The sequence below is a fragment of the Microbacterium sp. K41 genome (genome assembly GCF_004794395.1).
GTDB classification, from domain to species: domain Bacteria; phylum Actinomycetota; class Actinomycetes; order Actinomycetales; family Microbacteriaceae; genus Microbacterium; species Microbacterium sufflavum.
Genome location: NZ_SSDO01000526.1, coordinates 19,795 through 46,112, shown reverse-complemented (window position 1 = coordinate 46,112; position 26,318 = coordinate 19,795). Strand labels below are relative to the sequence as shown.

27 protein-coding genes and 1 other RNA gene are annotated in these 26,318 nt (G+C 65.7%); 4 read left to right on the top strand and 24 right to left on the bottom strand.

The genetic code is table 11. The annotated features are described in order from the left end of the window. Nucleotides 1-33: 33 nt before the first annotated feature. From DW309_RS18220 to DW309_RS18180, 10 genes are all read right to left on the bottom strand, one after another. Nucleotides 34-369: a DUF6804 family protein gene (locus DW309_RS18220; RefSeq protein ID WP_045262820.1), complete on the bottom strand. Its 336-nt coding sequence runs from the start codon at nucleotides 367-369 to the stop codon at nucleotides 34-36. Beyond that, the gene (locus DW309_RS18215) at nucleotides 366-908 is read right to left on the bottom strand and encodes a signal peptidase II (protein ID WP_136046210.1); all 543 of its coding nucleotides are present in this window, start codon (nucleotides 906-908) and stop codon (nucleotides 366-368) included. Before DW309_RS18215 ends, DW309_RS18220 begins: the two co-directional genes overlap by 4 nt. Before the next feature lie 2 nt (nucleotides 909-910). Then, on the bottom strand, nucleotides 911-1,060 hold the full coding sequence (locus DW309_RS19810) for a hypothetical protein (RefSeq protein WP_156149084.1): 150 nt from the start codon (nucleotides 1,058-1,060) through the stop codon (nucleotides 911-913). A 279-nt stretch (nucleotides 1,061-1,339) separates the two neighbouring features. Continuing rightward, nucleotides 1,340-2,353: an NAD(P)-binding domain-containing protein gene (locus DW309_RS18210; RefSeq protein ID WP_136046177.1), complete on the bottom strand. Its 1,014-nt coding sequence runs from the start codon at nucleotides 2,351-2,353 to the stop codon at nucleotides 1,340-1,342. After that, on the bottom strand, nucleotides 2,350-3,015 hold the full coding sequence (locus DW309_RS18205; protein ID WP_136046176.1) for a DsbA family protein: 666 nt from the start codon (nucleotides 3,013-3,015) through the stop codon (nucleotides 2,350-2,352). The genes DW309_RS18210 and DW309_RS18205 overlap by 4 nt, the downstream gene beginning before the upstream one ends. A gap of 87 nt (nucleotides 3,016-3,102) precedes the next feature. After that, nucleotides 3,103-3,564, bottom strand: a complete 462-nt coding sequence (locus DW309_RS18200) for a hypothetical protein (protein WP_136046175.1) — start codon at nucleotides 3,562-3,564, stop codon at nucleotides 3,103-3,105. Between the two features lie 57 nt (nucleotides 3,565-3,621). Then, nucleotides 3,622-4,281: a copper resistance CopC family protein gene (locus tag DW309_RS18195; RefSeq protein WP_168387319.1), complete on the bottom strand. Its 660-nt coding sequence runs from the start codon at nucleotides 4,279-4,281 to the stop codon at nucleotides 3,622-3,624. Beyond that, nucleotides 4,278-6,179 (bottom strand): bifunctional copper resistance protein CopD/cytochrome c oxidase assembly protein, encoded by a 1,902-nt coding sequence (locus DW309_RS18190; protein ID WP_136046173.1) that lies wholly within the window; start codon nucleotides 6,177-6,179, stop codon nucleotides 4,278-4,280. Before DW309_RS18190 ends, DW309_RS18195 begins: the two co-directional genes overlap by 4 nt. After that, entirely contained in the window at nucleotides 6,176-6,748 is a 573-nt protein-coding gene (locus DW309_RS18185) for a DUF3515 family protein (RefSeq protein WP_240753282.1), read from the bottom strand. The genes DW309_RS18190 and DW309_RS18185 overlap by 4 nt, the downstream gene beginning before the upstream one ends. Before the next feature lie 82 nt (nucleotides 6,749-6,830). Then, on the bottom strand, nucleotides 6,831-7,250 hold the full coding sequence (locus DW309_RS18180; protein ID WP_136046172.1) for a hypothetical protein: 420 nt from the start codon (nucleotides 7,248-7,250) through the stop codon (nucleotides 6,831-6,833). 109 nt (nucleotides 7,251-7,359) lie between these two features. Here DW309_RS18180 and cmtR point away from each other — a divergent pair, with 109 nt between their 5' ends. Both cmtR and DW309_RS18170 read left to right on the top strand, forming a co-directional pair. Continuing rightward, the gene (gene cmtR, locus DW309_RS18175; RefSeq protein WP_082297363.1) at nucleotides 7,360-7,734 is read left to right on the top strand and encodes a Cd(II)/Pb(II)-sensing metalloregulatory transcriptional regulator CmtR; all 375 of its coding nucleotides are present in this window, start codon (nucleotides 7,360-7,362) and stop codon (nucleotides 7,732-7,734) included. Between the two features lie 275 nt (nucleotides 7,735-8,009). Further along, on the top strand, nucleotides 8,010-9,809 hold the full coding sequence (locus DW309_RS18170; protein WP_136046208.1) for a heavy metal translocating P-type ATPase: 1,800 nt from the start codon (nucleotides 8,010-8,012) through the stop codon (nucleotides 9,807-9,809). Nucleotides 9,810-9,961: 152 nt separating this feature from the next. On the opposite strand, the gene DW309_RS18165 is transcribed toward DW309_RS18170, so the two are convergent. The 7 genes from DW309_RS18165 to ssrA form a co-directional block, all read right to left on the bottom strand. After that, nucleotides 9,962-10,903: a cation diffusion facilitator family transporter gene (locus tag DW309_RS18165; protein WP_126893194.1), complete on the bottom strand. Its 942-nt coding sequence runs from the start codon at nucleotides 10,901-10,903 to the stop codon at nucleotides 9,962-9,964. After that, nucleotides 10,903-11,268 (bottom strand): ArsR/SmtB family transcription factor, encoded by a 366-nt coding sequence (locus DW309_RS18160; RefSeq protein WP_240753283.1) that lies wholly within the window; start codon nucleotides 11,266-11,268, stop codon nucleotides 10,903-10,905. The genes DW309_RS18165 and DW309_RS18160 overlap by 1 nt, the downstream gene beginning before the upstream one ends. A 163-nt stretch (nucleotides 11,269-11,431) precedes the next feature. After that, nucleotides 11,432-11,857 (bottom strand): hypothetical protein, encoded by a 426-nt coding sequence (locus DW309_RS18155; protein ID WP_136046170.1) that lies wholly within the window; start codon nucleotides 11,855-11,857, stop codon nucleotides 11,432-11,434. Next, nucleotides 11,854-13,611, bottom strand: coding sequence for a hypothetical protein (locus DW309_RS18150; protein ID WP_168387318.1), 1,758 nt, complete (start codon nucleotides 13,609-13,611; stop codon nucleotides 11,854-11,856). The genes DW309_RS18155 and DW309_RS18150 overlap by 4 nt, the downstream gene beginning before the upstream one ends. A gap of 271 nt (nucleotides 13,612-13,882) precedes the next feature. Further along, the gene (locus DW309_RS18145; protein ID WP_136046168.1) at nucleotides 13,883-15,457 is read right to left on the bottom strand and encodes a hypothetical protein; all 1,575 of its coding nucleotides are present in this window, start codon (nucleotides 15,455-15,457) and stop codon (nucleotides 13,883-13,885) included. 1 nt (nucleotide 15,458) lies between these two features. Continuing rightward, nucleotides 15,459-16,856: a tyrosine-type recombinase/integrase gene (locus tag DW309_RS18140; protein ID WP_168387317.1), complete on the bottom strand. Its 1,398-nt coding sequence runs from the start codon at nucleotides 16,854-16,856 to the stop codon at nucleotides 15,459-15,461. Between the two features lie 111 nt (nucleotides 16,857-16,967). Further along, nucleotides 16,968-17,337: a transfer-messenger RNA gene (gene ssrA, locus DW309_RS18135) on the bottom strand. 142 nt (nucleotides 17,338-17,479) lie between these two features. Here ssrA and DW309_RS18130 point away from each other — a divergent pair. Continuing rightward, nucleotides 17,480-18,145, top strand: coding sequence for an SIMPL domain-containing protein (locus DW309_RS18130; protein WP_136046166.1), 666 nt, complete (start codon nucleotides 17,480-17,482; stop codon nucleotides 18,143-18,145). 9 nt (nucleotides 18,146-18,154) lie between these two features. Here DW309_RS18130 and hflX read toward each other — a convergent pair whose 3' ends face one another. After that, nucleotides 18,155-19,666 (bottom strand): GTPase HflX, encoded by a 1,512-nt coding sequence (gene hflX, locus DW309_RS18125; protein ID WP_136046165.1) that lies wholly within the window; start codon nucleotides 19,664-19,666, stop codon nucleotides 18,155-18,157. Nucleotides 19,667-19,732: 66 nt separating this feature from the next. Between hflX and DW309_RS18120 the strand changes: the two genes are divergently transcribed. Beyond that, entirely contained in the window at nucleotides 19,733-20,374 is a 642-nt protein-coding gene (locus DW309_RS18120) for a class I SAM-dependent methyltransferase (protein WP_136046164.1), read from the top strand. A gap of 8 nt (nucleotides 20,375-20,382) precedes the next feature. Here the strand turns inward: DW309_RS18120 and dapF are convergent, their stop codons facing one another. From dapF to recA, 6 genes are all read right to left on the bottom strand, one after another. Beyond that, nucleotides 20,383-21,255, bottom strand: a complete 873-nt coding sequence (gene dapF / locus DW309_RS18115) for a diaminopimelate epimerase (RefSeq protein WP_136034996.1) — start codon at nucleotides 21,253-21,255, stop codon at nucleotides 20,383-20,385. Nucleotides 21,256-21,264: 9 nt separating this feature from the next. After that, nucleotides 21,265-21,813, bottom strand: a complete 549-nt coding sequence (locus DW309_RS18110; protein WP_136046163.1) for a dihydrofolate reductase family protein — start codon at nucleotides 21,811-21,813, stop codon at nucleotides 21,265-21,267. A 32-nt stretch (nucleotides 21,814-21,845) separates the two neighbouring features. Then, on the bottom strand, nucleotides 21,846-22,757 hold the full coding sequence (gene miaA / locus DW309_RS18105; protein WP_136046162.1) for a tRNA (adenosine(37)-N6)-dimethylallyltransferase MiaA: 912 nt from the start codon (nucleotides 22,755-22,757) through the stop codon (nucleotides 21,846-21,848). Beyond that, nucleotides 22,754-24,298 (bottom strand): tRNA (N6-isopentenyl adenosine(37)-C2)-methylthiotransferase MiaB, encoded by a 1,545-nt coding sequence (gene miaB / locus DW309_RS18100; RefSeq protein ID WP_136035003.1) that lies wholly within the window; start codon nucleotides 24,296-24,298, stop codon nucleotides 22,754-22,756. Before miaB ends, miaA begins: the two co-directional genes overlap by 4 nt. A 47-nt stretch (nucleotides 24,299-24,345) precedes the next feature. Next, nucleotides 24,346-25,086, bottom strand: a complete 741-nt coding sequence (locus tag DW309_RS18095; RefSeq protein WP_240753281.1) for a regulatory protein RecX — start codon at nucleotides 25,084-25,086, stop codon at nucleotides 24,346-24,348. A gap of 113 nt (nucleotides 25,087-25,199) precedes the next feature. Beyond that, a complete protein-coding gene (gene recA, locus DW309_RS18090) occupies nucleotides 25,200-26,246 on the bottom strand; it encodes a recombinase RecA (RefSeq protein WP_136035007.1) in 1,047 nt (348 codons plus the stop codon). Nucleotides 26,247-26,318 lie beyond the last annotated feature (72 nt).

Genomic DNA, 26,318 nt, shown 5'->3' with positions numbered 1-26,318 from the left:
GCCTGTCGATGAGCTGAGCGATGAGTGCCGACATCAGGGTCGGGGGAACTTGATAAGGCTTCCCGCTACCAGGAAGACGACTGCTGCCGCGGGCTGGATTCCGGTCCAGACCGGTCCGGCGAACGGGAAGGGCATGACGGGATTCCACAGGACGGCGATGGCGATGAACACCGGGATCCACCACCAGTGGCGCGCTTGCACGGCGAACCATCCGACGATGACCGCGAGGATCGACGTGACGTAGAGGATGACCGAGGCCCAGTCACTCGCCAGCAGCACGGGGGCGAGGAACAACACCGCGGCTGCGAGTAGACTCGGAGCAAGGGCGTTCCGCTGATAGGTGGAAGGGGTCCGCTTCTTCTGTGTCATGAGCGTCCCCATCCTTCGCTCATGTCCTGTGACATCGAAGCGGGAGTCGTGACGACGTCGTCCTCTGGACCACGGCGGCGCCGAAGAAGCCCGACGACCAGCACGACGGCGCCGACCCCCAGCGCCACGTCCGCCAGATTGCCGATGAAGAGGTCCGAGTAGGCGAGGAAGTCGGTGACGTACCCGCGGCCGAACGCGGGGGGTGCGAAGAGACGGTCCAGGACGTTGCCGATGGCTCCCCCGAGGATGAACCCGATACCGACCGCCCACCACGTGGTACGGGATCGGATTGCGCTCCTGATGAGCACGACCGTCGCTGCGATTCCGACTGCGGTCAGCAGCGGAGTCGCGCTGGAACCGAACGACAGGATGGCACCCGGGTTGAACGCCAGTTGCAGCCCGAAGAGGTCTCCCAGTAGCGGAATGCGCTCCGTGGTACTCAGTTGCGCCAAGGCGACCGCCTTCGACACTTGGTCGATGATGACGGTCGCACCGGCGACGGCGAACGCGATGGCGAGCTTCGGCACGCGCGCACTCATGATCACGCGCCTCCTTCCGTGTCGGCCGCTGCTCGGTCGCGTCGGCGGCGCTTCCACCCGGCGAACGCGACACCGACAGCGCCCGCTACGAGAACGAACCCCATGCCGATGACGAACAGGATGCCGAGGAACCCGAGATCGTCTCGTTCCACCGGCCGCTCTCCGTTCTGCCTTTGATGACGGTCCTTGTCCGACTCTGTCTCTTCGGGCGACGGCGAAGGCGACGGCGTTGAACTCTGTTCCGGAGTGGGGGACGCGGTAACTGGTGCGACGTCCCCAACTGCGGACGCTGAAACCGAAGGCGAAACCAGCAGGACCGTCGCGAGGATCAGCAACGCACACGCGACGGCACCCCACGCATGTTTCGTCGTGGCCATCGGATGTCTCATGTGTGATCCTCGTTTCGGTCGGTGTATTTCGGACGAACGTGTTCAGGGGCGCTTCATGATGTGGCGTGCAATCGAGATCGCGTCACGGCGTGCCCCGTCGAAGGTGTCTGAGTCCTGGCTACCGTGGTTCGGCATGCCGACGACGAACAGACCTGGGACGCTCGTAGTCCCGCGCTTCCGGCGACGGGACGTGGCATCGAGTACCGGACGGGGAAGCCAGCCGTCCGCGGGCAGGTATCCGGTCGCGTAGATGATGGACTGTGGAGCGATACGACGACCATCGTCGAAGACGATATGCGCTCCATCTGCGGCAATGGCCGCAGGCAACACTTCGATGCCGAGTTGTTCCCATTCCGGATCCAGTGAGAGCGCTGCCCCACCTCGCGCTAGTGCCCGACGCCGCCCGACGCCGCGTCGTGCCGGTCGAGCTGCGGAGACCGCCGAGGGCTGGGACGACAGCGTGACGCGGTGCGTACGACTGAGCTCGCGCGCGATCTCTTGGCCGCTGTGGCCGGCTCCGACGACCAGCACGTCACCGCTGGGAATCTGGCTCGGTCCGCGATAGTCGGCGCTATGAACCATGATCCCCGGTACCGCGGCGTCTACCGCCCAGCTCGGGATCCGAGGTCGAGCCGCGGACCCGGCCGCGCAGACGATGTTGCGCGTCTGCACCGGCCCTTCGTTCGTTGACAGAAGCAGAGTGGATCCGTCCCCCAGACGGTCCACGCCTGTCGCTCTGATGCCCCACAGCGTCGTGAGGCCCAAGGCGGCCTCGACGTCGAGAAGATGCTGTTCGATCTCTCGCGGTGACGGGCGTCGATAGGGGTCGCCTGTGAGATGCCGCCCGGCGACCGTGCTCCGCCCGGCCTCTGTCAGGAGTGTCATCGACGACCAGCGGAACGCCCACGAACGACGCCCGTCGGGATTGCTGTCGATGACGGCGAAATCCCGTTGCGGCTTCAGGCCCGAGCGCGAGAGTTCGGCGGCGACGGAGAGACCAGCGTGGCCGGAGCCGACGATGATGACTCGACGATGAGAGAGGCCTAGGAGTGTCATGTTCCCTTACCCGCTGAGAGGATCGCGTTCTCGAGGTCGTCGTAGCGCTCGAGTGTGATGGCATCGCCGTTCACGAAGAACGTCGGAGTTCCGCTCACTCCCAGTGCCTGACCGTCGTTGTAGTCGAGATCGACTCGCGCGACCGTCGCGGGATCCGAGATCGCGGCATCGTAAGCGGCCATGTCCAGGCCGATCTCCTCAGCGAAGCCACGGAACAGGCTCGCTCGCGATTCCTGGGCTTCCCCCCATTGAGCCTGCGTCTCGAAGAGCTTGCGATACATCTCTTCAAGGCGTCCCTGTTGCGCAGCCGCTTCGGCGGCGAACGCGGCATTCCTGGAGTTCAGGTGACCCGGTAGAGGGAAGTAGCGGATGACGTAGGTGATCTCGCCGTCGTAGCGCTCGCGGAGGTCTTCGACCACCGGGTAGAAGGCTCCGCACGCTTCGCATTCGAAGTCGAGAAATTCGACGACGGTGACTGCCCCGTCTCCCCCGTCATCGAGAACGTGTGAGTTCTCGCGGAGCACCTGCGCCGTAGAGCTTCCGTTCTCGGATTCTGGCGGCGCAGTGTTCTGCTGGTTGATGATGACGACGATTACCGCGGCGATAATCAGGACGATGGTTACGGCAAGGGCAGCGAGGCCGGCTTTGACGGCGGGTTTCATCAGGTACTCCAAGGACTGTCGACACGGTCGAAGGTCGAGCGGGTGCTCGATGGGATGCGCACGCGCGAGGCGCGACGCTTCGACGGGTCAGGTCCGGGAGATGCCGAGCGTCGCCAGAGTCAGCGAGGTCTGCCGCAGGGGGATGCGATTCGGAGCGGCACTCGTTCGCGGCTGAGCCGCGTGGGTCTCCGCTACCACGGCTGTCGTGCGCCAGAGCAGCCGATACATCATGATCGCTGCGACGAGTCCGCAGAGAAGACCGAGGACGCACAGCACAGCGCCCGTGACCGGGTCTACTTGTGCAGCGCCCGTGGCGAGCTGCATCACGATGCCGGCGGGTGCCGCAGCGGCTGCGTCAGTGCCTGATTCATCAGCGTCGAGCGACGTGCTGGCCGTGGTCGACGCCGTGGTGACATCGGCACTTCCGTGCTCGGCTGCGCCGACGGCGAAGATCAGGAGGAGCGTGAGCCCGATGATGCTAATGAGCCGCATTATCATCTGGCTGCGATCCGGCCGCCCGTGGCAGGCGACCCGGATCGAGTGGAACACGGTTCGATTGTAATCGTCGCTCTTACTTCTTCCTTTGAATGAGCCGTAATCACTCGGTCACTCCGCGCGCTTGCGTCGACGGTGCACCACGAGCACGGTCGCCATCACCAGAACTCCCAGCACGACGACGCCTCCGACGACCGCCAGGGCCACGACGCTCTCATCTGCCCCGTCAGCGCGCGGCTCTCGGTCGGTATCTTGTGTGGGCGCCGCCGAGTTGGTGTCGTCGGTCGGCGTCGGGGTGCTGGTCAGCGCCGCTCCTGGTTGAGTACGGGTGCCTTCGTTCCCACACGCCGGTGCATCCCAACCGAGTGCGACGGTCGCCGTCGGATCCGCTGCGTAGTCGAACTGGTATGACTCGGAGATGGGGTGCCCGTCGCTGGACACAGCGTTCCAGAGCACCGTGTAGGTGCCCGACGCTCCGAGGGCGACGGGGGTGGTGAGCACGTTGAGTTCGATGGTGGAGCACGACGACTCGTAGAAGAGCCCGTCGGGGCCCTGCACCTGGGCGAAGCTCGTCTGGCTGAAGTCGATGAGCTCCCCGCTGAAAGTCAGTGCGACTGTGTCGAGGTTGGTGACTGTCTCGCCCGCCGATGGCACAGCGTCGGTGAGATTGTCATGTGCGGAGGCTGGGGTTGCGGTCAGCAGCACGATTGCGACAGCGGCGGCGCACACGGCACCGCTCACGCGGCGGATTCGGGTGGAGACGGATGTCATGAGATGGCCTTTCGAGTGGAGTGGAGGGGTCGGTCGACCTCCGGTGATGAGCGGGTGGAGTGCCCGCTGAGTATGTAGTCGACGCTGAGGCCGAAGAGGAGCAGCATCGGTGCCGAGAGCAGGATCACCATGCCGGCTGCTTGTTGGTCCGCCATCGGCTCCAGGCCCCATTGACGACCCATCGCCCCGAACCAGCTCGCAGCAATCAGGCCGCTCTGAAGCAGCACCCAACTGCCTACACTCGCCAGCGCGGCAGCCGATCCGAACACGACAACTACACGCATCCGCCGGGGATATGTGCCGGCAGGACGGAGGATCCCAGCGGTCACCAAGCTTCCCGCTACGAGCAGCGCGACGACGCGCAATTCATGCACCAAGGGATCGGCGAGGGAATCGCGCAAGAGGCCAGTGGCGGATACGCCCCACACGATAAAAGCGAACGTGCACATCGCGACGATGGGGTGGCGCAGGAAGAGGACGATCCGCGAGCGCTCCCCTGCTTGCAGCCACTCGCGGATTCCACGGCTCCCATCGGTGCGGTTGGTGATTCCCTCCAATGCCAGGCGATATGGCGCGCCAAACACGAGGAGGGAGGGAACCACGAGGAGCATGAGCATCCGTCCCGCCGCGTCGACGCTGTGGAGGTAGTCGGAGTAGACAGCGACCGCCCCACTGTTCACCCAAGCCAGCAGCACCATCCCGCTGATCCAGGCGAACGTGCGCAGGCCGCTCCACGCCTCGCCGCGACGCCGCAGGCGACGGACACCCATCAGATAGAAGAAGACTCCGAAACCGGCGACCATCACCCACAGGAGATTCACGTCGTTCCCACTCAGCCAACGGACGAGTGTGAGCTCGGGCGGAAGCGGCGCTTCGGTGAGGATCTCAGCCGGTGTCGTCAGCGCCGGAGCTGAGGTGTCTGCCGGCGCTGGCGTGCGGGCGAGTGCCGCTGCGGCACCACTCGCGATGCCCATGACCGCGAACTCGACGGTGACGAACGTCCAGAACGGTGCCCGCTCTCCGACCCCACGGCGGATGTACCACCGACGGTGCGCGACACCCACGACGCCGAGGAGCGTGAGCGCCACCACCTTCACCAAGAGCACACCTCCGTACGCGCTGAGAAGTTCTCGCCAGCCGCTGACAGACGTCATCGCGCGGGCGACTCCGGACACGGAGACGACCACGAAAGCGACGAGTGCGATGGTCGAGTATCGCTCGACGATTGCCCGCAGACGGTGCTCGCGCGCAGACGGCCTGAGGAAGACCAGCGCGAGAAGACCGCCGAGCCATACCGCCGCGCTGGTGATGTGCAGCACGAGCGACATGACCGCGGCATCATGATTGGCGAGGCTTCCGGAATGACCTTGCGTGGCCATCGGGACCAGCGACGCCAGCGAAAGGAACGTCAGCAACAGCGCGGCCGCCCATCCCCGGAACGCATACGAGATCACCGTGAGTATCGCGGCCATCACTGTTGTGATGAGCCAGACGCGACCCAGCTCCGTCTCGAGGAGGAATCTGCCGAACTGCTGACCGAATCCCGGGCCGAGTGACACCTCAGGATTGAACGATGACAGGAAGGTGAGATAACCAGTGACTCCTGCGCCGATGGTGAGCACTGCGGCACCGATGGAAGCGACATCCAGGGCGGTATCGACCTCCTTCTCGCCCTGTGTGAGAGCGTACGCAGCAAGGACGGCCGATCCCACCATGACCGCCGCCCCGAGGTTGACGATGAGCTTCGCGACCGGCAGTCCCCACCGGACGACCGCGCCGGGGTCGCTGGTGACCCGTGGATCAGCCCCGCCACCTATCACCAATCCCAGGAGGAGCGCGACCAGCGCTGAGGTGAGCAGGAGGGCGGGTCCGGCCAGTCGGAGCCCGCTGGCGTTCACGGGAGGTCTCCGGAGCCGCCCGTGGTCGGCGCGTCCTCGTCGTCCGATGACGCTGTGTCCGGCGCGGAGCAGGCGGACGTCTTCGGCAGCATCTGGACCGCGGGTGCGAGGGCTTGCAACGCGGCATCCGCGGAGAGCTTCGTCGTATCGACGTAGGCCTGGGCTGCGGGCGTTCGGCCGTAGGTCGTCAAGCGCAGGTAGGGGGAATCTTGTTCGTCGACGATCCAATCGACGGAGTTGATGGTCACGCACTGCAGCGTCGTCGGTGCTGGTGGCTCGAGCCCGCAGGTAAAGACGACGATGGTCGGGTCTCCCCATGCGGCGGTCGCTTGGGCATCGGTCGTGCGACCGGTGAACTCTCCGACGGCTGCGGGGAGCCGAACCGTCACGTCGGCGCATTCGGGGGCGTTCGCATTTGTCGCAGGTTTCAATGCGACAGTGGACGCGCATCCCGACAATGTCGCGAGCAGGCCGATGAGTGCGACGGCTCCGAGGATTAGGTTCCGCGAAGCGGCGCGCCGATTGACTGAGACCTCGGCGGGGGTCGGGGTGAGGGGCGTGTTCTCCAAGTCATCTCTCCAAGCTGTCGACGACGTGCGTCGATCCGCATCCGCGCGATGGCACGGATGAAGGCGGCATTGAGCCGGAGAGTCAGGTTCGGGAGATCTGCAGCTGCGCGAGGTCAGGGCGCAGCAGATGTGGTCCCTGAATGCGCGGAATCGATGCGCGGTGCGCGGAGTCTCGTGAAGGGGCTTGCATCTGGGTGCGGAGCCGCGCGCGGGCGAGTCGGGCGAACACCAGCACGCCCAGAAGCGCACCGACTACGCACACAGCGGCGGCGACATCAGATGATCCAGCAGAGGACACCGCGGACTGATCTCGTTCGTCGTGCTCACTCGACAACGAGAAGCTTTCCGGTGACGCTGTGGCCGACGTCGCAGTCTCTGCGTGGACAGTGTTCGCGACGCCGAGCGTGAGAAGCAGAGCAATAATGATCCCGAAGAGCACCCTCATCGCAAGCGGCCCGCGGGGGACGTGCGCTGAGCGTCCGGTGTCCGTGCGCAGCATCATCCTCTCCAGTCTACGTTGCGGTCGCCCGGCGCAACTCCACACCCGAACCCAGAGCTCGAGCGCACCGCTCTGTTGAATGATAAGTCAGCAAACACTGTATAGTCATTGCATGCTGACCATTGCTTCTCGTCTCGACGTGATGAACCGATTGGGGCGCGCCATGGCTGACCCCACTCGTTCTCGGATTCTGCTGGAACTGCTTTCCGGGCCGGGATACCCGGCGCGCTTGTCCGAGGCACTGGATCTGTCTCGCACCAACGTGTCGAACCATCTCGCGTGTCTTCGAGGGTGCGGCATCGTGGTCGCGACGCCTGAGGGACGTCAGACGCGGTACGAGATCGCGGATCCGCATGTGACTCGAGCCATCACTCTGCTGGTGAACACGGTCCTCGCGGTCGACGACGGAGAGGCCTGCACAGACGAGAACTGTGACGTGCCTCTATGCTGCGCGCCTACCGACAGGGCGATGGAGGAGATCCGATGAGCGAGGAATGCTGCGGCCCGGACGAGCCACGCCAGACGAGAACAGTCCGTCGGCTCGAGCTACGCCAGCCCTCTGCCGCCGCAGACGCCTGCTGCGGACCCGACCCCATCACGTCCTCTTCATCATCGAGGCGAACGCCGCTCCTGGAGGACGACGCCTGCTGCGGACCGGCTTCCCCCCGCGACGCGGATCATTCGCACGGGGACGCTGAGCACGAAGAACGGCCACCGCTCTGGCGCGACACCGCGCTCCTGCCATCCGCGGTTGCCGGCGTGATGCTGCTGGCAGGTTATGTCTTCGAGTGGTCCGGACTACCGGTTCCGGCGCTTGTCCTCCAGACGGTCGCACTCCTCGCGGGTGCGTACACGTTCGTCCCCGGGGCGATCCGCCGCCTGGTGCGGGGCCGACTCGGCGTCGGCCTTCTGATGACCATCGCCGCCATCGGCGCCGTAGCTCTCGGCCACGTGGGCGAAGCTGCAGCGCTGGCGTTCCTGTTCTCGCTTGCCGAAGCTCTCGAGGATCGGGCTATGGATCGGGCGAAGGAGGGACTACGCGCGCTGCTGTCGCTGATCCCGGAGACCGTGCGTGTCTCGCGCCTGAACGGTGACATGACGATCCCCGCCGCGGAGGTCCGCGAGCTCGACATCCTCGTCGTCGGTGCGGGAGAACGGATCGCGACGGATGGCGTGGTGGTCGAGGGCCGCTCCGGCATCGACACGTCTGCCGTGACGGGCGAGTCGATCCCGGTGGAGGTCGGACCGGGACACGCCGTCCCCGCGGGATCGGTGAACGGGGCTGCGACGTTGCGGATCGAAGCAACCGCCGACGGCCGCGACAATTCCCTCACCCAGATCGTCGAGCTGGTCGAGCAGGCGCACGCCCGCAAGGGAGAGCGGGCCCGCCTGGCGGACCGGATCGCCCGCCCGCTCGTGCCGGCCGTGCTCATCATCGCAGCCCTCGTGGCCGTGTTCGGGTTCATCGTCGGGGATCCCGGCCTGTGGATCGAGAGGGCGCTCGTCGTGCTCGTCGCCGCGTCCCCGTGCGCACTAGCCATCGCCGTTCCGGTGACGGTCATCAGCGCCATCGGCTCGGCCTCGAAGTTCGGTGTGGTCATCAAGTCCGGCGAGGCCTTCGAACAGTTCGGCACCATCCGCACCGTCGCCCTCGACAAGACCGGCACCCTCACGCGCAACGAGCCGGAGATCGTCGCCGTCGTGCCTGCTCACGGACGTTCCCGCGAGGAGATCATCTCCCTCGCCGCCGCCCTCGAGATCACGAGCACCCACCCGCTTGCCGCCGCCATCACTCGCGCCGCGTCCGACATCCCCGCAGCGACAGACGTCGTCGAAGATGCCGGCCACGGCCTCACCGGCCTCGTCGGCTCCACCCACGTGCGGGTCGGGAACGCACGCTGGCTCTCGGAACTGGGTGAGCTCACCAAGCCCGCCGACGAGATGGCCGGAGACGGTATGACCGTCGTCGTCGTCGAGACCGACGGTCAGGTCTCGGGCCTCATCGGCGTGCGGGACGAACTGCGCCCCGAATCCGCCGAGACCATCTCCATGCTGAACGCGCAGGGCATACGCACCGTCATGCTCACCGGCGACAACCAGCGAACCGCCTACGCCCTCGCCGCCCGCGCCGGCATCAGCGACGTACGCGCCGAGCAACTCCCCGCCGACAAGGCCGCCGCCATCACGGCCCTCGTCACGGAGAGTCCGACGGCCATGGTCGGCGACGGCATCAACGACGCCCCCGCCCTTGCCACCGCGACCGTCGGGATCGCGATGGGTGTGAAAGGCTCAGCTGCGGCCATCGAATCCGCCGACATCGCCTTCACCGGCAACGACCTTCGCCTCATCCCCGCAGCCCTCGCCCACGCCCGCCGCGGACGCCGCATCATGACCATCAACATCGCACTCGCCCTGGCCATCATCGTCGTTCTATTCCCCCTCGCCTTGTTCGGCGTTCTCGGCCTCGCTGGTGTCGTCCTTGTCCACGAGGTCGCCGAAGTCATCGTCATCCTCAATGGCGTCCGTGCCGCCCGACGCCACGGGATCGGATTCTCGCGGTGACGACTTCGGTTGCCGAGTCGACGGACCTCGTGACGGAAGTTCGGGGTTTGGACGCATCACCACTGAAGTTGTGCTTCAGCGAGTGCCAGAGCGAGCGTTCGGCGCGTATCGGAGCAGCATCACCTTGAGGCAACGCGGTAAGCCGCGTCCACCTATGCATGCCGGACAGACGTTGACTCGTGGTCGGCGACCGTCTCGGTCTCGAGTTGAAAGGTCGAGTGCGCGACCGAAACTTCGAAGTGTTCAGCCACACATTCCCGAATGTCAGCCAACACCGTCATCGCGTGTCCGTCCTGGAAGCACTCGTCGCGAACTATGACGTGCGCGCTCAGCGTGGGCAACCCAGTGGCCACGGTGGATGCGTGAACGTCATGCACATCGACTACATGCTCGAGCTTGAGAATGTGTGCCCGCACGTCCTCGAGGTCCAGGCCTTTGGGAGTGAACTCCATGAGAACACTGCCGGTCTCACGCATCAACATGAACGCGCGAGGGACGATGAGAGCGGCGATGAGTATTCCTGCGAGAGCATCTGCCTGCTGAAACCCTGTCGTCGCGATGACGATGGCCGCGACGATGACACCGAGTGAACCAAGAGCATCGTTGAGAACTTCGAGGAAAGCGGCCCTCATGTTGAAGTTCGCGCCTCGACTCGATGCGAGCACCGCGATTGCAACGATGTTGGCGGTGAGCCCGATGATGCCAAAGACGAGCAACTCCCCCGCCGGTACTTCTGGCGGCTCGAACAGGCGACGGATACCTTCGATTGCCGCGTAGGTTCCGACCGCCAGGAGCAGCGCCGCTTGAGCGAGTGCTGCTATCACTTCAATCCGCCGAAAGCCCCAGGTGCGCTTCGAGCTCGGCGGGCGCAGCATCAACGTTGCCGCGATGAGCGCGACGAGAAGTCCTGACGCGTCGGTGATGGCGTGCGCCGTGTCCGTGAGCAGAGCGAGGCTGCCGGTGATGACGGAGCCAACCGCCTGCGCCGCCACGATGGCAGCAGTGATGGCGAAAGCGATCCAGAGCCGGCGGCGAAAGTCCCCAGGCATGCCTTCTTCGGTCATAGTTGGCCCGTGGTCATGTCCCGCACCCATTACGCTGCCCCTTCTCTCTCACTTCGTAAGTGCTCACACAGCACCAAGTCTTTTCCGGTGGCGGCCAGGAGCGCTTCTGCGGCAACCATCACGACTCGCAGAGCCTCGGGATGCGCAAGGGCGTACCACGTCGCTGGACCGTCGGGTCGAGCGACAGCAAGACGACATTCAACGAGGAATCCAAGGTGCTTGCTCACGGTCGACTGCGCGAATCCCATGTGCTCAACGAGGTCTCGCACTCGATGTTCTCCGGACGAGAGATGCTGAACGATAGCCAGTCGCGTTGGGTCAGCGAACGCCTGGAACAGGTGTGCGAAAGCGTCTGTCGCCTCCGCGTCCAACTCAAGCAAGTCGCGTTCTATCATCGCCATACGACGATGATAGAACGCAGGCGCTGCGCCGTCACGGTTCGACGGCAACTGATAAGGACACTCACTTGCACCTCAGCACGCCATGAGAGAAGCGAAGCCTGCGGGGAGAACAACATATGACGCGGGGGTCCCATGCGGTGCGGTCAAATGCGCCCTTTCAGCGCCCGTCGGCCTTGCGCACACCCCGGTTGATGGGAACAACCGTCGGGTCCGGCTCATCGGTAGATGTAGCGACGAAGTATGCATAGAGAGCCTGAAGATGGGCGTCACGTTCCGTCTCGAGTTCAAGGATGCGCTCTCGGGCGGCGTCGAGATCCTGTTTCTCTCGTCTCTCGGCCTGTTGCTTCGGCGAAAGTCCCCTGTTGACAGGGTTCAACTCGGCGAACCGCGCATTGATAGCGAAGGGTGTCTGTTCGCGCAGGTCTTGCGCAAAAGCGCGAGCGACGGTGGGGTGAGACAGCTTGGAGAGTCTCTCGATCTGCCTCTTGGTCCGCTGCATCTCGTCGTTACTTGCGATCTCGCTGATGGCATCCGCGATGCGGCGGAGCACGTCGTCGCTCACCGCACTGGCGTTGGACCTCATTCGATTTCCTCCTCCAGTACCTCGACCGGGCGAAGTGCCCGTATTTCTCTGACGATCTTCGCTCTTTCGCGCCGTAGGTTCGCTTCAAGCCCAGGGTGCAGGTTTGGTGCGTCCAATGCGTGGTCGTGGCGGACGAGCTGGGTCTCCCAGATCGGGAGGTGAGCACCGTGAAGCACTGCGTTGGGGCAATCGGTGGTGAAGCACACGTGGTCCGCGAGCTTCGGTCCGCCGGGTCCACAAGCGGCGGTCTTCTCTCGGTAGGCGCAATCGTTGACAACCCCGAGCGTGTAGTTCTGGGCCACCCGAGCGATGATCTGGTCTGCTCGATGGGGATCGGCGATGACTTGCACTCGAATGTTCTCGAGATAGTCGCCGGATGGGCCGGCGATGGATTCGCCGGAGAAAAGAAGACGCTTGAGGTCTTTCCGAATGGCATGCGTTCGCTCGTCCGTGATGGTTTGCGTCGCCGCGTGGTTCTGGTCTCGGACGTATCCGCTGGTCGCGCGAAGTGAGGCCTTGCCCAACTGAATCCCCACGCCGATCTCCGCCCCGGGATAGGTGGCGGCGTAGACCGCGAGCGTCCGCCGCAAGGACGTAGCGTTGATAGCATCGCGTGGACGCAGAGTGATGGGCTTGAACCCAAGGTCCTCTCCTCGCCCGATACGCTCCCCCGGGGCAGCGTTGACGAAGGCGATGAGGCTCTTGAGATCGCGTGCAAAAGCGTACTCGCCTTCATTCCCGCCTTCCCCTGTCTTACCGCTGCGAGAGAACAGTCGTTCGGTGAAGCTGAGCTGCTCCAGGATGTTGACTGCGTTTTCAACTACGGACGGCACCCACCAGGAGCGGGTTTCCCCTCCTACGCCTTTGCTCTTGTACGTCATGGACTCCACGGAGGGAATGACAGCTGAAACGTCGAACGCGTCGCGACGAAGCGCTTGAAGTTCGCTGTCCCGCATACCGGACATGCTGGAGATCATGATGTAACACGCAGCTCGTAGCACTCCGGGGAGGTGTTCTGCCTCCGCCAGGCCTATCTCCCCTATCCAGGTGGCGCTAGTAGACATGAGACCGCCATACTCGGTTTTCCCCGCTGCGACGGCGTCATCTATGAGCTGGAGCGCCGCCGGCGTGAAGTGATGACTTGTGCGTTTGCGGATGTTCTCGCTGATGTCGAGCGTGCGCCAGATCTGTGAATAGTTGACATCGCCGCGCGCGAAGTGCTTGGAGCGACCGACGCCAGTGTGCAAGGGGATCAGGTAACCCTCGTCGAGGTGGCGCTGCAAAATATCAATCGCTCGTTGACGGGTAGCCCCGCGACTGAGGTCGTCGCTCGGTCGCGCTGCTCGGAACGCGTTCTGCATCTCGATGATGAGCGGAGAGAGGCGAGAGATGATGATGTCCGCGGCAACCATGAGGGGTTGCCATGCCTCCCATGGCAGCGGCGGGGTCTTGTTGCCCCCGCCGGTGGGCTCCTCCGCAACTTTCGCGGCGGTCTGCGCAGGCCAGGGCTGGAAAGGAAGCGGATGTTGGGCGAGTGGCGAGAGAATGCTTACCCTCTTCAGGAGCGAGACGAAGCCGCGCACTGACGAGGGACCGTGGGGTCTGCCATTTTCGCGATGCTCGCCCATTCGGAGGTCGCGTAGGAAGTCCTCGGCGAGCTCTGGTGTCCAGTCGCTGAACGTGTGTAGGCCTTTGCGTTCTCCCCATGCGGTGACCACGGCGAAATCGTCCAACGCCGTTAGAACCGCTGCCATTGTTCCCACCTTCTTACGGATCAGGACGCCAGCGAGCACCGCTGTGGGATGGTGAGGCCGCCCCTGCAGTAAAGCGTGAAGCTTGACGTCGTGACGATAGCCCTCCGGGACCCTCGTGAATCGCGCCCAGCGACTGGGATGCCCCAAGGGGCGGATGCCTTGGAAGTCCCACACGTCATCGCCGAACTGCGATCCCGCTGGTAGATCCTCGTGGACGAAGTCGTTCGGCGAGATAGGAGGGCGCCATCTGCCAGAAGTATGTGGAACTGGTTCACGCATCAGTTGGTCCTCTCATTTCATGGCGGAGACCAAGATCTACGAGAACCTCATCGGTATGCAGGCGTGCATCGTTCACCGCGTCGCGCGGGAACATCTGCAAGATCGTGGCTGTGGCTGCGTGTATGAACCCCCATACTTTCTGCCACGTGGTGGGGTTCACCGCCGCATCGGGCGCAGAAACGGCGTTGACGAGGACGACGGCCGGCAGGTGTTCGACGGTAATGATGGCATTCGGACAGGTGAAGCACGTTCCCATCCGCGACATCGGACATACCTCTCCTTGCGGTGCATGTGGAGAATCTTCCGGGTCTCGGCAGCCAGTGAGTGCACCTGCAACGCTCCCCCGCAGAGCGTTCTCGTCGACGTTTGCTACCTCGCCCGTGACTGGGTCGAGCTGCACGACTCCGTCGCCGGTATCAATCGTCGGCCCCAGTGCACGGTCGCGCAGCTCTGAGATGGATCTGACGAACCGTTCGCCTGCGTCCAGTCGGAGAGCTGGACTGTTGGTGTAGTGGTCGAAGAGCATCTCTTGGGTGTGCCGCCGCTGCGTGCGGAGGTGCCGAGATGGTTCCGCGATGATCTCGGCGGCGATAGCCGACTTGCGGAAGCGGCGGGTGTCGTGGGGAGTCGAAATGACTCCCGCTACGTGTCTAAAGAGCCAGCCCGACAAGCTCAAATCACCCCAAGGAGCGGGGATGATGTTTCCCCACTCGTCCTTCATGATCCAGAGAGCGTGCAGTTTCGCCGCGCGGCGAAGCGGAGCCCCCAATCGGATGAGCGCGTCGAGATAACGTAGCGTGGTGGGTTCTCTGTTGCGACGCCAAGTGACTTCTTCGACGATATGTGCCCTGTTCTTTCGGAGAACGACCGTATAGCTGTCAGCTAGACCTGCAACTGCTATCCGTTCGGTGTCCATGCCCACGCTTCGCGGGTCAGCGGAGCTTGCGGAGATATCGTCAAGGGTGATTCCTCGGATGACCTCGGGGGGTTCTCCCGTCGAGATGCATAGTGCAATCTGGAAGGCAATGAGAACGTCTGCGCTCGCGTTCGTCGTCCAAGAACCGTTTCGCCAGGTGATGTTTCGGACAGCCGCCTTGATCCGATTGAGTTCATCCTCGGAGAAATCAGGAAGCGGCTCACGCCGGATGTGGCGGAGCCGAGTCGGTTCGCGGACGCGGTCAAGTACCTCCGGATGGATAGTTCCCGGGAAACGATCCTCGATGTAGCGCAGGAAAGCGAACATGTTGACGGCATATCTGTACGTCGTATCTGTCTGCTTCATCGCCTGCTCACGAAGCAGAGAAGCTTCCCAAGAATTGAGGTGCCGCCTGCGGAGGTGTTTGAGCGAATCCGTGCGATTGTCGAACCCCACTTCCGACGACATGTGTTTACAGAAGCGCATGATCGCCGTTCGGATGGTCGAGACCGCGCTGGGGTTGATCACAGCGCTCTCCACCCATCTCGCAGCCAACTCCTGAGCAAGTTCGGGCGTCGGAAGACTTCCCGCATTGATGCGCGAGCGTTTGTAGCCGTACGGAGTCTGGTACTCCGCGATGTACTCAGCCACGTCAGAGGCCCCTGACAAGCTTGACGAGGCTCTCGCGGAGAGCATTCGGGACCTGGTCCGTATAGGTTTCGGCGTGATACAGATAGCGGTTTGTTGTGCTGAGGCTGGTGTGCCCGAGAAGTTCTTGAACAACGAGTAGCGGGCTTGCGAGCAACGCGTAAGGGTCGCCTTGAGTCTGCCTTCCCTCGCGCATCAGAGCTGCGAGGGTGCGGACCGCGAAGGTGTGTCGAAGGATGTGCGGGGCGACAGTTATGTGAGCGGGTGGCGCATGCTCGTGGGGGCCGAAGCTTGCGACGCGGTGGTTGGCGTCGGAGAAGAGACGGTTGAATCGGTCGATTGCCGGCGCTTGTCCGCCTTCGGCGAGAAAGAGTGCGAGTGGGTCGATGAGGCCGTCGTCGCGGATCCAGACAGCGGTGCGGCGCAGGGAATTGGGGAGGCGGTTGGGTCGGATGAGTCTCGCGCCGATGCGGAGCGCGGTTCCGTTGGTGGTGGGGACAAGTTCAGCGACAGTGAGGGTGCCGTTGCGGCGGCGGCTGCGGAGTGTGGGTTGGGCGCGTTCGACCATGTATTCGCGTTCGCCGCGGCGGTAGTGGTCGATGACGTCAGCGAGGTGATCGATGATGTGGACGTCGCGCGGCTTGCTGCCCTTGCCGATTCGCTCGAAGATGTGGCTTCCTCGCGGGAGGTTTGTGGGAATGTCGAGATCCAGGAGGTAGGTAGCCTCCTCACGGCGAAGACCCGTGCTGACGAGTGTGAGGCCAAAGGTGTAGTCACGTTCGGGGTACTCGGGTCGGTCGTCGGGAACGTCATCGCCGCGGAGCCCATGGTTGAGGAAGAAGGCGAGTTGCTCTTCGGTGAGGAATCGGATGCGCCGGGTTTCCTTCTCCGGGGATTTCAGGGTGTTGCGTTGGCGGGTGCCCCATCGCGGGACGGGGTCGGTCTGTAGCCATCCCTTGTCGCGGGCGTACGCGAAGAAGAGCCCGATGTCACTCACTTCGGTGTTCCAGGAGCTTCCCGCCAGTGTCTGGAGCCGACGTTCCTTGTACTGATTGAGATGTTCGGTGGTGGTGTCAACGAGATCAGCGTTCGGCGAGGTTTCCCGGATGAAGTTGAGGAGGCCGACGAGGGCGCCAGCATGGTTGTTGCGCAGGGTGCGCATGGGATATGCGCGCTGCCGGGCCGCGTCAAGGAGGTAGGCGTTCACACTTCGCAACGTATGAAAGTGTCCCGCGCTGTCGGTGAGGTACGGGGTGCCGTCGGGGATGCGCGCGTTGTCGAGGAGTCGCCTCAGTTCGGCGGCAGGTATCGTCCGGCCGTTCACTTGGATATCGAAAACGCGCGCGCGGTCGACCACCCTGACGAACAGGGCGGTCGACCGCGCGCGCGATGACTTTTCCACTGGTGACAGCGACCGTTCTCCGAGACGTTGAACTTGTCTCGGATGATACACATGGTGTCTTCGATACTGAACCCCCACCTGAAGTGTGGTGATACACATGTTTGACACCATTCGTGGAGCTGGGGGGAATCGAACCCCCGTCCAACGCTGAGTCTCCACGCCTTCTCCGGGCGCAGTCTGTGGAAGCGTTCTGCTCGGCTCCGACCTTTGTCACAGACACCTAAGTCGACGAGCCCAGCCTGGGAAGAGTCCCGCGTGACGTCCAGACGCCGTCACGCAGCAAGATTCCTAGATGACGCCAGGATCCGTATCGGAATCACATACGGTCTGACGGACTATCGGGCTCGCTTAGGCAGCGAGGGCGAAGTCGTTGCGCTTGGATTCGGCAACTATTGTTTTGCAGAGAGCGTTTACGAGATAACTCTGCATCCTCGGCCCGCTTCTCGTGGATTCACAGGCGCTGTCGAAACCGATCAGCCCCGTGGCCCTTCTCGCGAAGGAGCCGCTGTCACACTGTGGAATTACCAGGCCGGGCGACATGCACCCGAGCATCACAGGTTACAACGTTCGGAGGCCCTTCGCCATTCCGCCCCTGCCCCGACCGGCTCGCGTAGAGTCGGCGCATGAGCGAGGTCATCGTCACCGTCCGTGGTGAGCACGAAGTGCGGGTCCACCCCGAGCGTGCCACCGTCCGTGTCTCCGTCCGTGCCGAGGGGCCGGAGCGCGGCCCCGTGGTCGACGAAGCCCTGCGTCTCTCCGAACCCGTGCGCGAAGACCTCGCCGAGCGCACGAAGACCGGGTCAGCGCTCGACTGGAGCAGCGCGAACCTCAGCGTCCGGGCGGAGCGCCCGTGGAGCAGCGATGGCTCGCGCCTCGCGCCCGTCTACATGGCCGGCGTCGACTTCACCGCGACGTTCGCGGAGGACGGCGAGCTCTCCCTGTGGGTCACCGAGGTCTCAGCGCGGGAGGGAGTCGAGGTCGGTTGGGTGGACTGGCACCTCACCCCCGAGACCCGCACCCGTGTCGAACGCGAGGTCGCGGCCCGCGCCGTGGAGGCCGCCGTGCTGCGCGCCGAGGCGTACGCGGGTGCCGTCGGCCTCCATCACGTCTCGCCCGTCGAACTGGCCGACGTCGGGCTGATCGCCCCCGGCCACCCCGGCCCCGGTACGCCCCTGATGAAGGCTCGCGGAGCGGTCGCGTTCGCCGCCGACGCCGCACCCTCCATGCAGTACGAGCCGGAGGAGATCGTCATCTCGGCAACCGTCGAGGCGCGTTTCCTCGCCCGCTGAGCGCGGAGCTCACCCCTCCGCGACGAACGGCGCCAGCTCGGCCGCCAGACGTTCGGACACCCGGGCGTGCACGGCGCTTCCCTGCTCCTGATGCTCGACGGAGAGCAGCATGCCCGTCTCGTGGATCGCGGCGACGAGGTCGCCCCGGTCGTACGGGACCACCGCACGAATCTCGACCGCGGGCTGGGGCAGCGCCGCCTCGATCGCGGACCGCAGCTCGTCGATGCCCTCCCCTGAGCGCGACGACACGAAGTGCGCGTGCGGCTCCAGGCCGCGCAGCACGAGACGCTCATCCTCGGGGATCAGGTCGGCCTTGTTGAAGACCACGAGCTCCGGCAGGTCGCGCACCCCGACGTCGCCCATCACGTCGCGAACCGTCTGCAGCTGGCCGGCCGGGTCGGGGTGCGACCCGTCGACGACGTGCAGCACGACATCGGCGTCGCCGACCTCTTCCAGCGTGGAGCGGAAAGCCTCGACCAGCTGGTGCGGCAGGTTCCGCACGAAACCCACCGTGTCGGTGAGGGTGTAGACACGGCCGTCCTCGGTCGCCGATCGGCGCACGGTCGCGTCGAGGGTGGCGAAAAGGGCGTTCTCGACGAGCACGCCGGCGCTCGTCAGGGCGTTCAGGAGGCTGGACTTGCCGGCGTTGGTGTAGCCCGCGATCGCGACGGAGGGAATCGTGTTGCGCTTGCGCTCGGCCCGCTTGGCCTCGCGAGCCGGCGCGAAGTCGCGGATCTGCTTGCGCAGCAGCGCCATCTTCGTGCGGATGCGGCGACGATCCAGCTCGATCTTCGTCTCACCCGGGCCGCGCGATCCCATCCCCGCGCCGCCTGCGCCGACCTGCCCACCGGCCTGGCGGCTCATGGACTCACCCCATCCGCGCAGCCGCGGAAGGAGGTACTCGAGCTGCGCGAGCTCGACCTGGGCCTTGCCCTCGCGGCTCTTCGCGTGCTGGCTGAAGATGTCGAGGATCACGGTCGTGCGGTCGATCACCTTGACCTTGACGACGTCTTCGAGGGCGCGACGCTGGCTGGGCGCCAGTTCGGTATCCGCGATGACGGTGTCTGCCCCGACCGCGGCCACGATGTCCTTCAGCTCCTGCGCCTTGCCTCGTCCGAGGTAGGTCGCGGCGTCCGGGTGGGGCCTCCGCTGCAGCACGCCGTCCAGGACCACGGCACCCGCCGTCTCGGCCAGCGCGGCCAGCTCGCGCAGCGAGTTCTCCGCGTCTTCCTGCGCCCCCTGCGGGTACACGCCCACCAGCACGACGTTCTCGAGCCGTAGCTGTCGGTACTCGACCTCGGTGACGTCTTCCAGTTCCGTCGAGAGTCCGGCCACGCGACGCAGCGCATGCCGATCTTCGAGGTCCCACTGCTGACCGTCGGTCTGCGAGTGCGCGGCCGTGGCCTCGTCCTGCAGGGCCTGGGCGGCGCCGAAGACGCGGACCTCCGATCGCTTCTCCGCGTTCGAAAGCACTCGGTCGACCGTCTGGTCGTCGGTGGAGGGGATCTTCGTCTCCGTCATCCGTTCCTGTCTCTGGTTTCCTCGCGAGCCTTAACCTTAGCCCGCACCGTCCGGTACGCTCACCGTATGGGGTCCGACCACTACTTCACTGCGGCCCCGGCAAGCCCCGAGAACCTGCGCACGATCCGTGTATCCATGGCAGGGCGCGAGCTGGAGATGACCACCGCCGGTGGGGTCTTCAGCCCGGATCGGCTCGATGCCGGAACCGCGGTCCTTCTCGCCAACACTCCGCCCGTTCCGCCCGGCGGCCATCTTCTCGACCTCGGCAGCGGCTGGGGACCCATCGCCCTGTCGATGGCTCTGGCTTCACCGCACGCCACCGTCTGGGCGGTGGACGTGAATGAACGTGCGCTCGACCTCGTGCGTCGCAATGCTTCCGCGCTCGGCCTCACCAATGTCAACGCCGCGCTGCCCGGAGATGTTCCCGACGACGTGACCTTCCGCACCATCCGCTCCAACCCGCCGATCCGCGTGGGGAAGAACGAGCTCCACGGGCTTCTCGAACGGTGGATCCCCCGGCTCGACGAGCGCAGCGATGCCTGGCTCGTGGTGCAGCGCAATCTGGGTGCCGACTCCCTGCAGCGGTGGATCGCCAGCACGTTCCACCCCGGCTTCAGCGTCTTCCGCACCGCGACCGGCAAGGGCTACCGCATCCTGAAGGTCCGCAAGCACGGCACGCCACCGACGGAGCCGATCGCGCTGGTCTGATCCGCGCCTCAGAGCAGGTCGATCTCACCCTGGAAGACCAGCTGCGCAGGCCCGGAGAGCGCGACGTGCTCGCCGTCCTCCGCCGGGAACATCCGCACGGCCAGTGTGCCACCGGGCACCTCGACCTGCCAGTTGTTCGGCGCCTGCGCACCCGCCCAGTACCGCACGGCGAGGGCCGTCGCCGCGACACCGGTTCCGCAGCTGAGCGTCTCGCCGACGCCGCGCTCGGAGACCCGCATGCGCACATGGCCGATGCCGTCGCGGACCAGGGGTTCACCCGGGACGACGAACTCGACGTTGGCGCCCGCAGGAAGGGCGGGTTCGAGCTCGGGTGCACGCGTGAGCTCGAGCAGCGCGAGTTCGGCCTCGGATGCCAGCGCGACCACGACGTGCGGGTTGCCCAGATCGATGCCGAGGCCGGGGCGGGTCACGGTGAGCCCATCCGCACGGACGAGTGGGTCGTCGCCCGACAGGCGCCACGCCCCAAGGTCGACCTGGTAGCCGTTCGCGCTGCGGGTCACGTCGCGCACTCCGGCCCTGGTACCGATCGGCAGCGTCGCGCCCTGCTCGATACTCGCGAGACCGGAACGCACCAGATAGTGCACGAACACGCGGATCCCGTTGCCGCACATCTCCGCGACCGAGCCGTCGGCGTTGCGATAGTCCATGAACCACTCCGCGGCGGGCTCTTCCGCCAGCGCCGCAGCGCCCTCCGGAAGGGACGCAGAGCGGACGACCCGCAGGACCCCGTCTGCGCCGATGCCGAAGTGGCGGTCGCAGAGCACAGCCACCTGCTCCTGTGACAGAGGCAGCTGCCCATCGGGGTCGGCGATGATGATGAAGTCGTTGCCGGTGCCGTGCCCCTTGGTGAATGCGACCATGCTCCCAGTCTAGGGACGGTTCGTTTCCCCCTCGTCGCGGACGACGCGATAACGCCCGCACAGGAAGCTGCGGTTGCGTGCGACCTCGAGCAACTCCAGATCGAGTCGACGAGGAAGAAGCGGTGCACCTGACCCGAGGGTGACCGGGGCGTATTGCACCCAGACCTCGTCGAGAAGCCCGGCGTCGGCGAACTGCCCGGCGACGTCTCCCCCGCCGACGATCCAGACATCGCGGCCCTCCGCCGCCGCCACCGCGCGGGCGTGCACTTCGCTCACGGAGTCGCTGGTGAGTTCGACGGCCGCCCCCGTGGGCAGCTCGAGGTCGCGGTGCGTGAGCACCCACGTCGGCTGAGTGTACCCCCACTGTCGCTCCTCGTGCCGCATCACCCATTCGTAGGTGGACGCCCCCATCACGAGGGCGCCGACGTTCTTCTCGAACGACGGGTACGCCATCGGCCCCTCCAGATCGATGTCCTGGCTCAGCAGCCAGTCGAGTGAATGGTCGAGCGTGGCGATGAACCCATCGAGACTGGAGGCGGTGTAGAAGTGAGTGGCCATGCGCGCAGTCTTGCACCGGGCACCGACACTCGTCAGTCGGCGAGAAGCTGCTCCGCGGAGGTCGGCACGTCGTGCCACTCGAGCTGCGGGTAACGCTTGAACCACGACACCTGACGGCGGGCGTACCGGCGGGTGAGGGCCTGCGTCTCCGCGATCGCCTCCGCCTCCGTGAGCCGGCCGTCCAACTGTCCCAGCGCCTGGGCGTAGCCGATCGCGCGGGAAGCCGTGGTGCCGCTCTCCAGGCCACGCCCACGGAGACTCTCGGCCTCCGCCACCAGCCCCTGCGCCCACATGCGGTCGACCCGGTCGTTCAGCCGGCGCACGAGCGGCTCGCGGTCCAGGCGCAGGCCGATGATCCGCGTCTGCGGCATCCACAGCGTCGGCGCATCGGGAAGCGCTGCCCCGTGCGTAGCACTCCCCTGTTCCACCACTTCGAGCGCACGGATGACCCGTCGGCTGTTCCTGGGGTCAACGCGCTCCGCCGTGGTCGGATCGAGGAGCCGCAGTCGCTCGAGCAACGGCGTGATCCCCTCGGCCTCGAACTCGAGCTCCAGCCGCCTCCGCACCGCCGGGTCTCGCGGCGGGAAGTCGAAGTCGAAGATCACGCTGGAGACGTACAGACCCGAGCCGCCGACCAGGATGGCGTCTCCGCCGCGCTCCTGGATGTCGCGCACCGCCGCACGCGCCAGCGGCTGATACCAAGCGGCAGCAGCATCCTGCGAGACCTCTCGCACGTCGAGGAGATGATGGGGAATGCCACGACGGTCGGCGGTCGGCAACTTCGCCGTGCCGATGTCCATGCCGCGATACACCTGCATCGCGTCGGCGTTGATGATCTCGGCCGGGTTGCCCTGACGCCGCAGCGCTTCGGCCAGGTCCAGGGCGAGGTCGCTCTTGCCCGTGCCCGTGGCACCGACGATCGCCCAGAGTCGCGGCGCGGTCACACGCCGACGCGCAGCGTCGGAAGCCCGAGCGACACGGCGCTCGACCCGCTCGCACTCGGTGACGGCACCGCGCACGACTCCGCCTGCGAGCGGTCCCAGGCATCTCCGCCCCGTGTCCGGCGGATGCGCAGAGGCGCGCCGGTGGGGTCATCGGCCAGCAGGTGGAACGGCGCGGCGTGCGTGACCGTCACCGTGACGACGTCACCCGGGCGCGGAAGCTCCGACCCCGGCGGGACCTCGAAGTGCACGAGACGGTTGTCCTCGCCTCGGCCCGTCAGGCGGTGGGTCTCGGCGTCCTTCTTGCCCTCCCCGGTCGACACGAGCACCTCGATCTCGCGGCCGACCTGCTTCTGGTTCTCTTCCAGCGAGATGCGCTCCTGCAGTGCGATCAAGCGATCGTAGCGGGCCTGCACCACGGCCTTCGGAACCTGATCCGCCATCGTCGCCGCCGGTGTGCCCTCCCGGATCGAGTACTGGAACGTGAAGGCTCCGGAGAAGCGTGCCTGCTCGACCACCCGCATCGTGTCTTCGAAGTCCTCCTCGGTCTCACCCGGGAACCCGACGATGATGTCGGTCGTGATGGCCGCGTGCGGGATGCGTGCCCGCACCCGGTCGAGGATGCCCAGGAAACGCTCGCTGCGGTACGAACGCCGCATGGCCTTGAGGATGCGGTCGCTGCCCGACTGGAGCGGCATGTGCAGCTGCGGCATCACGCTCGGTGTCTCGGCCATCGCGTCGATCACGTCGTCGGTGAAGGCGGCCGGATGCGGACTCGTGAATCGGATCCGCTCCAGGCCCTCGATCTGCCCGGCCGCGCGCAGCAGCTTGCCGAAGGCCTGGCGGTCTCCGAACTCCACACCATACGAGTTGACGTTCTGGCCGAGCAGGGTGACCTCGATCGCGCCGTCCTCGACCAGCAGCCGGATCTCGTTGAGGATGTCGCCCGGGCGGCGGTCCTTCTCCTTGCCACGAAGGCTCGGCACGATGCAGAACGTGCAGGTGTTGTTGCAGCCGACCGAGATCGACACCCAACCGCTGTGGGCGGAGTCGCGCTTGGTGGGAAGCGTGGACGGGAACACCTCGAGCGACTCGAGGATCTCCAGCTCTGCGTCTCCGTTGTGGCGGGCGCGCTCGAGGAGGCCGGGCAGGGAGCCCATGTTGTGCGTTCCGAAGACGACATCGACCCACGGCGCCTTGTCGAGCACCGCCTGCTTGTCCATCTGTGCGAGACAGCCACCGACGGCGATCTGCATGCCCGCCTTCCGACGCTTCACCGCGGCGAGGTGTCCGAGAGTGCCGTACAACTTGCCCGCCGCATTGTCGCGCACGGCGCAGGTGTTGATGATGACGACGTCGGCTTCACTGCCCGCGGGCGCAGGGACGTAGCCCGCGCTCTCGAGCGAACCGGACAGCCGCTCGGAGTCGTGCACGTTCATCTGGCACCCGAAGGTACGCACCTCATACGATCGCTGTCGCCCGTCGTCGTCGACGGCCGCCGATGAGGCGCTGATGATCGTCGGTTCACTGCGGGGGATAGTCATGATCTGTCCATTGTACGAGCCCCGTCACCGCGCTCAGGGCGGCGCCCTCAGTCGGAATCCACGAAGCGCACGCCGGACCCGGAACCACCGGACGACGCCTCGCGCAGCGCCGTCTTGGCGGCGGTCATCGCGACCGATCCGGCATAACCACGCCGCGCCAGCTGACCCGTGAGGCGACGAAGCGCCGTGTCGGCGTCGAGTCGGCTGAGAGACCGCGCCTTGGTGCGAGCGAACTCCAGCGCCCGCTCCGCATCGTCGTCAGGGAGTTCCTCCAGCGCCGCATGGATCACCTCTCGCGGGATCCCGCGCTGGGCGAGCGCACGGGACAGCGCGACACGCCCCTGCCCCTTTCGTTCGGCGCCCGAGGTCACGAGCATCTCGGCGAGCACCGCGTCGTCGAGGTAACCGCGACGGCAGAAATCCTCGATCAGGTCGTCGACGTCGTTCGCCTCCACCCCGTGGCCTCTCAAGACCAGGCGCGCTTCGGAGACGGACAACGAGCGGGTGCGAAGCTTGCGGAGCAGAGATTCTTCGGCCGCGACACGGACCTCCTCCGTGGTGGGACCGTCCTCGTCTCCCCGCTCGGCATCCGCCCCGCCGAGCGTCCCCTCGTCGATCGCGCGCAGCCGAGGGACCGGGGTGCCCGCTGTCGATCGCCCGCGTCGGCCGCGTGCGGGATGCCGTTCGCTCGGCGTGCCCGCGTCGGATTCCTGCGGGAAGTCGGACGGCGCCTGATGCCAGGTCGAGCGCCACGACGCGGCGCCGTCAGTCGATGCCGGCGCGTCCACCCCCGAATGGTCGGGCGGGGTAGGCCGTCGTGAGGGCTGCCGAGACGGCGCCCCTCCGAAGAGCGGGATGATGGGGGCGATCCGTTCCGGATCGCCCCCACGCTGCTCGTTCATCAGGCCGGGCGACGCTCAGCGAGCTCGTCCGCAGACGCGGGCGCGGGCTGCGCACCGATGCCGAGCTTCTGCTTGATCTGCGTCTCGATGGCGAGGGCGATGTCGGGGTTGTTGAGAAGGAACGTGCGCGCGTTCTCCTTGCCCTGCCCCAGCTGGTCGCCGTCGTAGGTGTACCACGAGCCAGACTTCTTGACGATCCCGTGCTCCACGCCGAAATCGATCAGGCTGCCCTCGCGAGAGATCCCCACGCCGTAGAGGATGTCAAACTCCGCCTGCTTGAACGGCGGGGCCATCTTGTTCTTGACGATCTTGACCCGCGTACGGTTGCCGACGGCGTCGGTTCCGTCTTTGAGGGTCTCGATCCGTCGGATGTCCATGCGCACGGAGGCGTAGAACTTGAGCGCCTTTCCACCGGCGGTGGTCTCGGGCGATCCGAAGAAGACGCCGATCTTCTCGCGCAGCTGGTTGATGAAGATCATCGTGGTGTTGGTCTGGTTGAGCCCACCCGTCAGCTTGCGCAGCGCCTGCGACATGAGCCGGGCCTGCAAACCCACGTGGGAGTCGCCCATCTCACCCTCGATCTCGGCTCGCGGCACGAGGGCCGCGACCGAGTCGACGACGATGAGATCGATGGCACCGGACCGCACGAGCATGTCGGCGATCTCCAGCGCCTGCTCACCGGTGTCCGGCTGCGACACCAGCAGGGAATCGATGTCGACGCCCAGCTTCGCGGCGTAGTCGGGGTCGAGCGCGTGCTCCGCGTCGATGAACGCCGCGATACCACCCGCGCGCTGCGCATTGGCGATGGCGTGCAGGGTGAGTGTGGTCTTACCCGAGGACTCCGGGCCGTAGATCTCCACGATGCGGCCACGCGGCAGGCCTCCGACCCCGAGGGCGACGTCGAGGGCGATGGAGCCGGTGGGGATGACTGCCACGGGGGCGCGCTCATCGCTGCCCAGCCGCATGACCGAGCCCTTTCCGAACTGACGGTCGATCTGCGCGAGGGCGGTCTCGAGGGACTTCTCGCGGTCGGCGGGTGATGGCATGGTGTGCTCCTTCTGCGCGTGTGATGCCGCCTGTAGGCTGTCGCGGCTCTTCCGGCTGGAAGGAACTCTCCG

Excerpts from the sequence above, each read along its gene's own strand:
- DW309_RS18220 (WP_045262820.1), bottom strand. The coding sequence starts at position 369 with ATGACACAGAAGAAGCGGACCCCTTCCACCTATCAGCGGAACGCCCTT.
- DW309_RS18215 (WP_136046210.1), bottom strand. The coding sequence starts at position 908 with ATGAGTGCGCGCGTGCCGAAGCTCGCCATCGCGTTCGCCGTCGCCGGT.
- DW309_RS18210 (WP_136046177.1), bottom strand. The coding sequence starts at position 2,353 with ATGACACTCCTAGGCCTCTCTCATCGTCGAGTCATCATCGTCGGCTCC.
- DW309_RS18205 (WP_136046176.1), bottom strand. The coding sequence starts at position 3,015 with ATGAAACCCGCCGTCAAAGCCGGCCTCGCTGCCCTTGCCGTAACCATC.
- DW309_RS18195 (WP_168387319.1), bottom strand. The coding sequence starts at position 4,281 with ATGACATCCGTCTCCACCCGAATCCGCCGCGTGAGCGGTGCCGTGTGC.
- DW309_RS18180 (WP_136046172.1), bottom strand. The coding sequence starts at position 7,250 with ATGATGCTGCGCACGGACACCGGACGCTCAGCGCACGTCCCCCGCGGG.
- cmtR (WP_082297363.1), top strand. The coding sequence starts at position 7,360 with ATGCTGACCATTGCTTCTCGTCTCGACGTGATGAACCGATTGGGGCGC.
- DW309_RS18170 (WP_136046208.1), top strand. The coding sequence starts at position 8,010 with ATGCTGCTGGCAGGTTATGTCTTCGAGTGGTCCGGACTACCGGTTCCG.
- DW309_RS18165 (WP_126893194.1), bottom strand. The coding sequence starts at position 10,903 with ATGGGTGCGGGACATGACCACGGGCCAACTATGACCGAAGAAGGCATG.
- DW309_RS18160 (WP_240753283.1), bottom strand. The coding sequence starts at position 11,268 with ATGATAGAACGCGACTTGCTTGAGTTGGACGCGGAGGCGACAGACGCT.
- DW309_RS18155 (WP_136046170.1), bottom strand. The coding sequence starts at position 11,857 with ATGAGGTCCAACGCCAGTGCGGTGAGCGACGACGTGCTCCGCCGCATC.
- DW309_RS18150 (WP_168387318.1), bottom strand. The coding sequence starts at position 13,611 with ATGGCAGCGGTTCTAACGGCGTTGGACGATTTCGCCGTGGTCACCGCA.
- DW309_RS18130 (WP_136046166.1), top strand. The coding sequence starts at position 17,480 with ATGAGCGAGGTCATCGTCACCGTCCGTGGTGAGCACGAAGTGCGGGTC.
- hflX (WP_136046165.1), bottom strand. The coding sequence starts at position 19,666 with ATGACGGAGACGAAGATCCCCTCCACCGACGACCAGACGGTCGACCGA.
- DW309_RS18120 (WP_136046164.1), top strand. The coding sequence starts at position 19,733 with ATGGGGTCCGACCACTACTTCACTGCGGCCCCGGCAAGCCCCGAGAAC.
- dapF (WP_136034996.1), bottom strand. The coding sequence starts at position 21,255 with ATGGTCGCATTCACCAAGGGGCACGGCACCGGCAACGACTTCATCATC.
- DW309_RS18110 (WP_136046163.1), bottom strand. The coding sequence starts at position 21,813 with ATGGCCACTCACTTCTACACCGCCTCCAGTCTCGATGGGTTCATCGCC.
- miaB (WP_136035003.1), bottom strand. The coding sequence starts at position 24,298 with ATGACTATCCCCCGCAGTGAACCGACGATCATCAGCGCCTCATCGGCG.
- recA (WP_136035007.1), bottom strand. The coding sequence starts at position 26,246 with ATGCCATCACCCGCCGACCGCGAGAAGTCCCTCGAGACCGCCCTCGCG.